4 protein-coding genes are annotated in these 6,537 nt (G+C 59.2%); 3 read left to right on the top strand and 1 reads right to left on the bottom strand.

Features of this window, described 5'->3' with window-relative positions; translation table 11 throughout:
* Positions 1–635 precede the first annotated feature (635 nt).
* On the top strand, positions 636–1,214 hold the full coding sequence (locus ACTQ05_RS05260; RefSeq protein ID WP_441538205.1) for a methylated-DNA--[protein]-cysteine S-methyltransferase: 579 nt from the start codon (positions 636–638) through the stop codon (positions 1,212–1,214).
* Positions 1,215–1,420: 206 nt separating this feature from the next.
* On the opposite strand, the gene ACTQ05_RS05255 is transcribed toward ACTQ05_RS05260, so the two are convergent.
* Positions 1,421–2,656: a chloride channel protein gene (locus tag ACTQ05_RS05255; protein WP_441063017.1), complete on the bottom strand. Its 1,236-nt coding sequence runs from the start codon at positions 2,654–2,656 to the stop codon at positions 1,421–1,423.
* Between the two features lie 314 nt (positions 2,657–2,970).
* Here ACTQ05_RS05255 and ACTQ05_RS05250 point away from each other — a divergent pair, with 314 nt between their 5' ends.
* Complete coding sequence (locus ACTQ05_RS05250) at positions 2,971–3,672, top strand: ABC transporter ATP-binding protein (RefSeq protein ID WP_427718202.1); 702 nt, start codon at positions 2,971–2,973, stop codon at positions 3,670–3,672.
* Positions 3,673–3,677: 5 nt separating this feature from the next.
* On the top strand, positions 3,678–6,443 hold the full coding sequence (locus ACTQ05_RS05245) for an FtsX-like permease family protein (RefSeq protein WP_441538203.1): 2,766 nt from the start codon (positions 3,678–3,680) through the stop codon (positions 6,441–6,443).
* Positions 6,444–6,537: the final 94 nt, after the last annotated feature.

Here is a 6,537-nt window from a genome sequence, read left to right as displayed (position 1 = left end):
GCCTTGTCCTGCTCCTTCGGAGCCGCGGACAAGGCGCCGCACTGGTCTGCGGAGTGTTCTGAAAGCTGAGCCCGGCCCCGCCTGCGGTGACTCGGCTGCGAGCGGCCTGCGATGGGGCCGTTGTTGGTTGGGGCCGCTGGGCTGATGTGAGGGCGCGTGGCCGTTGCGGGCCCTGGTCCCGGCGGCGGCCTCGGCGCTTTGCGCCTGTCTCCTTTGGGGACTGCGGGTCCGTGACGGCAGCTGCGGCGCTTCGCGCCTGCTGCCTGAGGTGACTTTGGGGTTGGGGTGAATTGAAGTTGAATACTTTTCCCGAGAAGTGAACGACCTATTTTGGACCCCCGAAGCATTGACATATTTTGACCGCTATTTCCTGCGGCTTTGCTGCGCGAATCCTGCGGTTTTGTAATCAAAAAGTGTGGATGCTCCGGGGCCTCGTTTTTACTCGTTCACTTCTCGGGAAAAGTATTAGAGCTCAGCTGGCATGGGTACCGCTCTGGCGTCGAAGCCCCGCGTCTTCTCCGCTTGATTGGGGAAAGCGGCCTCGCTTAAACAATTACGAGCCTGCCCGGGCGTATCAGACAGGTTGTCTGCACAATTCGCGGTATTATGGTGCGGAGTTTTGAAAGGAGCCGCTGGTGGTCACGACGACGTTTGCTTCGCCTTTGGGCGAAATCCTGCTTGCCGCTGATGGCCGCGGCCTGACGGGGCTTTGGTTTGAGGGGCAGGAGCACTTTGGCTCCACGCTTCTCCGGGAAGACTCCGAACATGTTGAAGGGGCCGATGCGGTTTCCGGTGCTGGTGGCATGTCGTCGGCGAGTCCGGCTCATGGTGCGGCTTCTTCGGTGCTTGAGCGTTCGTGGGCTTGGCTGAATGCTTATTTTGCAGGGCAGGAGCCTCTGTATACGCCGCCGTTGCATATGATCGGTACGGCGTTTCAGCGTGAAGTCTGGTTTGAGCTGCTTTCTATTCCGCGTGGCGAGGTCGCCACGTATGGCGAGATTGCGGCTCGTGTCGCCGCCCGCCATCGGGTGCCGGGGAACGAGGACCCCGTTGTGTCTCCTCGTGCGGTGGGAGCTGCGGTCGCTCGCAACCCTATTTCGATTATCGTGCCGTGCCATCGCGTGGTTGCCGCCGACGGCTCGCTTAACGGATATGCCGGCGGGCTCGATCGCAAGGAGTGGCTGCTTCGGCTTGAGGGCGCGTACGAGGACTAGCGTTCGAGCACTTTGCATAGCCAAGATGCCGTGAAAGAACGGGACACGCTTTCCGAATGGAGACTCAGACGGAAACCACGTCCCGGAATTCCGTTTTAAAGCGGGATGCGCTTTCCGAATGGCGTCCCAAGCGGAAACCGTGTCCCGGAATACAGCCTCAGAGTGGGACGCCGTTTCCGGTTGAGACCACCTGCTTGGACATCTTTCTACGCTCGCTCTTGCAGGGCGTAGATCGACTTATCCATGTTGAACAGGTAAGCCACGACGCAGACAATAAAGAACATCGGCAGATTACCAAAGCCGAAGACTTCGCAGCCAATAAGGATGGGTGCGAGCAGCGTATTGGTGGCGCTGCCAAAGACGGCTGCGTAGCCCAGCGCGGCGCAGAACTCGGCGGGCATGCCGAGAATCCCGGCGAGTACGACACCCAGGCTGGCTCCGATGGAAAACAGCGGCGTCACCTCACCACCCTGATATCCTGCGGCAAGTGTGGCGATGGTGAGTACGAATTTGAGCGCCCAGTCCCAAGGCATGATGGTGACCTTACCGTTACCGTTGAGCGCCGCCGATATCAGGTTGGTGCCAAGGCCGCAGTATCGACCCTGCCACAGTGCGAACAGAATCGCCGATAGCGCGATGCCGATAGCGGCGATGCGCGCATAGGGGTTGGGGAGCAGCCGCGCCGCAAGGGTCTTGGTATGGGCAAGGCACCAGGCAAAAGCTCCACCTACCATACCAAACGCGATGCCTAGTACCGCAAGCCGTCCAAGACCGGGGAGGTCAAGCGCGCATGAGGCGACAACGGCGACCTCGAACTTCTCGAGTCCCAGGACACCGGAGGCCATACTTGCGGCGAGCGAGGCTGTAAGCGCGGGAAACAGCGCGCGGTATTCCATGCGTCCTGCGACCAGTACTTCGATAGCAAAGACCGTGGCAGCAAGGGGCGTTCGAAAGAGCCCGGCAAAGCCGGCGGCCATGCCGATAAGCAAAAACGTGTTGCCGGGGTCTCGGAAAGGTAGACGTCGGCCGATCCAATGTGAGACGGTTGCACCGATCTGCACGGCCACACCCTCGCGTCCCGCACTGCCGCCAAAGAGGTGCGTCCCCCACGTGCTCAGCATAATGAGCGGCACCAAGCGCGGCGAGATGGCGTCCTCACGCCCGTGGCCTACGTCGAATACCAGGCTCATGCCGCGGTCGGTGCCCTTGCCCCAAGCGCGGTAGGCAAACACGATGGCAAGGCCCATAAGGGCGAGGAAGGGGAGGAGCAGGGTGATGTGCTCGTCGCGGAAGGCGCCGATCGCCAAAAGCACGCGTCCAAAGAGCGCGCAGATGGCGCCAACGATGATACCGACGGGGATTCCGACGGCACCCATAAGCACAAGACCGCTATAGGTGTTGAGCAGACGTTTGATTCTGCTCGATGCGCTGCTTTCCGACACTTCTCCTCCAAAACAAAAAAGACTCCTGCCGCAGCGTGATGCCTAGGGGCATCACGTAACAGCAGAAGTCATCAGCAACAAGGCGGTTTAGGGTAACGCGGCAGCTTGGCTGGCGCACCCAACGGAGACATTCATTCCGCAGTGGCATCATAGCGGTGGATACGGTTTGGGTCAAATGGTTGCCGTGGACAGTCCTGGTGCCTGCCCGCACCCTCGTTTCCCCATATAAAACCTGCCAAAATAAACCTGTCCCTTTTTGGTCGGTGCGAAATGGGTAATACTAAAGAGTTATCCGACCAGATGGGAATTAATCGATGGCTTATATCGAATTCAAAGACGTCGTCAAAGCATACGGCGAGGGTGATGCCCGCATTCACGCGCTGGACGGCGCGAGCTTTACGGTCGAGCGTGGCGAGCTCGCCATCATTTTGGGTGCTTCGGGTGCCGGCAAGACCACGGCGCTCAACATTCTGGGCGGCATGGATACGGCGACTTCCGGCACCGTAACGGTGGATGGGCGCGACGTGAGTTCCGCCAATGAGGCGCAGCTCGTGGAATACCGCCGCGCCGACGTCGGCTTTGTCTTCCAGTTCTATAACCTGGTTCCCAACCTGACGGCGCTCGAAAACGTCGAGCTTGCGGCGCAAATCTGCCCCGATTCGTTCGATGCCGAGCAAACGCTTCGCCAGGTTGGCCTGGGCGAGCGCCTCGCCAACTTCCCCGCGCAGCTTTCGGGCGGCGAGCAGCAGCGCGTGTCCATCGCCCGCGCACTGGCCAAGAACCCCAAGCTGCTCCTGTGCGATGAGCCCACGGGTGCCCTCGACTACAAAACCGGCAAGCAGATTTTGCAGCTGCTGCAGGATACCTGCCGCAAGCAGGGCATTACGGTCATCATCATCACGCACAACTCCGCGCTCGCGCCCATGGCCGATCGCCTGATCTGCTTTAAGAGCGGTCGTGTGGAGAGCGAGACGGTCCAGCAAAATCCCGTGCCTATCGAGACGATCGAGTGGTAGCGCCCATGGACCAAGATCGCCAAAACAGCCAAAACCACGATACGGAGCACGTGGGTCACGATCGGGAGTTCGCGACCTACCGTACCGCTCAAAGCTCAAATGATATGGCGCCGACGGTTTTTCGCCGTGGCATCTCCCGCACAATCCGAGGCAGTCTTAAGCGCTTCCTATCTATCGTGGTCATTACCGCGCTCGGCGTGAGCGTGATGTGCGGTCTTAAGGCGGGCTGCGAGGATCTTCGCGATTCGGTCGACGTCTATTTTGACCAGCAGAATGTCTATGACATTAACGTGCAGTCGACCTATGGCCTTACGCGCGACGATCTTGCGGCCATTCAAGAGGTCGACGGCGTCGAGACGGCCGAGGGCATCTACACCGAGACCGCCTACACCGCCGTGGGTACCACGCGCGAGCGTGTAGTCGTGCAGAGCCTTTCCAGGAAGAATATCGATCAACCGGTGCTGGTGAGCGGCGATTTGCCCGAGAGCGCCGGCGAGGTCGCGGTGACTTCGAAGTTCCTGAAGGCTTCGGGCAAAAAGCTCGGCGACACGGTGAGTTTTGCCGCCAATGACGCGAGCTCGTCGAACCAAAGCGCCAAGGACCAGTTTGCCGCGGGTGATTACACCATTACGGCCGAGGTCCTCGATCCTACTGATGTGAGCTCCGACTCGACAGTCAACGCCTTTCGCGCTGCTTCGGCTGCGGACTATAAGTTCTATGTGAGCGAGGATGCCGCGACATCTTCTTCCTACTCCGCGGTCCACGTGATCGTCGAGGGAGCCAAGAGCCTCAACTCCTATTCAGATGCCTACACGACAAAGATCAACGAGGTCAAGGGTAATATCGAGAAGATTCGCGACGAGCGTGAGAAGGTGCGCGCCCAAGAGCTGACGGTCGACGCGCCGGCAAGCTTGGATGCCTCCGAGCGCCAGGCGAATATGCTCTTTGGGATTGAGCAGGACAACATCAACCGCATGCCCCAGGGCAGTGAGGAGCGCGCTCGGGCTCAGGCCGATTTGGACCAGCGCCGCGCCGCCACCGACCAGCAGTTTGCCGATGCACGCGCCGAGCTTTCCGATCTGGGCGAATGCACTTGGTACATCCAGGATCGCGGTAACATCGCAAGCTACTCAAGCGTCGAGAGCGACAGCTCTTCGATTGAGGCCATCGCCACGGTTTTCCCATTTATTTTCTTTGTCGTAGCCGTACTCATCAGCCTTACCACCGCCACTCGTATGGTCGAGGAGGAGCGCACGCTCATTGGCCTGTACAAGGCGCTCGGCTATTCACGCGGGCGAATCCTGTCCAAATACGTGGACTACTCGCTGTGGGCATGTCTGTTCGGCGGCGTACTCGGCAACATCATCGGATTTGTGGGGTTGCCGCTGTTCCTGTTTACGGTGTTCGACGACATGTACTCACTGCCCCAGATGCTGCTTTCGTACGACATCGTGTCCTCGATCGTCTCGGTGGCGCTGTTTACCGTGGGCGTGGTGGGTGCCACGATTATCGCCTGCCGCCACGAGATGGCCGAGACCCCAGCCTCGCTTATGCGTCCCAAGGCCCCGCGAGCCGGCTCGCGCATCTTGCTTGAGCGCATCGGCTTTATTTGGCGCCGCATGGGCTTTTTGAACAAGGTGGCAGCGCGTAACCTGTTCCGCTACAAAAAACGTGCCTTTATGACCATCTTCGGTATCGCCGGCTGCACGGCGCTCGTGATCTGCGGTATGGGCATCCGCGATACGTCGGTGGCGCTTTCGCCCAAACAGTATGGGCATATCACGCGCTATGACTTGCTGGCGGTCGCCAATCCCGATGACTATGCTCAGACGTGTGCGGCGCTGGAAGAGCGTAGCGCGGCCAGCGACTCCGGCGTACGCGTGACCTCGACCCTGCCGATTATGACCGACAACGTCACCTTTACGTTTGGCGGTAGGAGCGAGACCGTACAGCTCATCGTGGTGCCCGACGACCGCACGGGTGACTTGGGCGATTACGTGCGCCTGGAGGATGAGTCCAAAGAACCGCTCGCCCTGCGTGACGGGGACGTGTATTTAAGCAAGAGTTCACAGCTGGTGCTGGGGATTCAGCCGGGCGATACGGCGCAGGTCCAGGATTCGTCGCTCAATGTTACCAAGGTCAAGGTTAGCGATATCTCGCTTAATTATTTGGGCAACACACTTTATATGACGCAGGGCACCTATGAGCGCGCGTTCGGCCGAAGCGCGCGTCTTAACGGCATCTTTGTGCTGCTTAAGGGCTCGTCGGCCGACCAGATTGCGTTTAGCAAGAAGCTTAAGAGTGACGGTTGGCTTACGATTTCGAGTACGGCCGAGCATTGGGAGAACTATGAGTCGAACTTTACGATTATCAATTCGGTCGTAGTGCTTGTGACCTTTATGGCGGCGTGCCTGTCGTTTGTGGTGGTGTTTACGCTGTCTAATACGAATATTTCGGAGCGCGAACGCGAGCTGGCGACCATCAAGGTGCTGGGCTTCCGCCGTGGCGAGGTGCACCACTACGTCAATAAGGAGACGTTGATCCTTACGGCGATTGGCACCGCACTGGGCGTGCCGCTGGGTGGCCTGCTTGCCGAGAGCTTTACGTACGTTCTTCAGATGCCGTCGCTGTACTTTGATGTTGAGGTCGAGCCGCTGAGTTTCGTGCTCGCTGTGGTGCTTTCGTTTGGCTTTACGTTTATCGTCAACCTCGCCACCAACCGTACCCTCAACAAGATTGACATGGTCGGTGCCCTCAAGAGCGCCGAGTAACCTGTTCTTGGATTCAAGTTGTAGCGAGCTGTGACGTGCCGCAGTCGCTTTATTGCATAAACCGCCCCGCAGAATGCATATTTTGGCGGGGCGG

The organism is Collinsella sp. LCP21S3_A9 (assembly GCF_052118785.1).
GTDB lineage: Bacteria > Actinomycetota > Coriobacteriia > Coriobacteriales > Coriobacteriaceae > Collinsella.
The sequence above is the reverse complement of the archived record's forward strand: the minus strand, read 5'-3'. Positions and strand labels throughout refer to the sequence as shown.